This is a genomic window from Aureimonas ureilytica (genome assembly GCF_001475935.1).
Classification (GTDB): domain Bacteria; phylum Pseudomonadota; class Alphaproteobacteria; order Rhizobiales; family Rhizobiaceae; genus Aureimonas; species Aureimonas ureilytica_A.
In genome coordinates this window covers 1-570 of the sequence record NZ_LDQA01000129.1, presented here as the reverse complement: position 1 = coordinate 570, position 570 = coordinate 1, and the positions used below count along the sequence as shown (strand labels likewise).

Below are 570 nucleotides of genomic sequence, written 5' to 3'. Positions count from 1 at the left end.
TGCTGGCGGCCGCGATGCTGCCCGACCAAGAGCGGAAGGCGGGGCCGCTGAAGCGTGGCCTCGGTGCGCTGGGCAACCGCTTCGCGGCCATTTACGCCGCGCTCTTGCGCCTCTGCCTGCGCTATCCCCTCCCCGTTCTCGCCGCGTCCATCGTCTTTGCCGTTGGCGCGCTGGGTGTCTTCGCGGGCCTGCCGCAGCAGCTGACGCCGCCGGAGGATCGGGGCACCGTGCTCATGAGCATTTCCGCGCCTCAGAGCGCCAGCCTCGACTATACGAACGAGCAGATGCGACAGGTGGAAGAGATCGTTCTGCCCTATGTCGAAAGCGGCGAGGCGACCAGCGTCTATGCCCGCATTGGCACGGGCACCGGCAATGGCGCCTTCATGGTGATGACGCTGACCGACTGGGGCGCGCGCCTGCGCACGCAGCAGGAGATCGCCACAGAACTCAACCGCGCCTTCCGCGATATTCCGGGCGTGCAGGCCCGCGCGATCCAGCCGAACTCGCTCGGCATTCGCGGCGGCGGGCGCGGGCTTCAGTTCGCGCTGGCCGGCCCCAACTATCAGGCGC

1 protein-coding gene is annotated in these 570 nt (G+C 68.8%); it reads left to right on the top strand.

Going from position 1 to position 570, the window contains the following annotated elements; genetic code table 11:
- Positions 1-14: 14 nt before the first annotated feature.
- Positions 15-570 (top strand): efflux RND transporter permease subunit (locus NS365_RS22985; protein ID WP_244498544.1); only part of this gene is annotated, 556 nt, incomplete at its 3' end.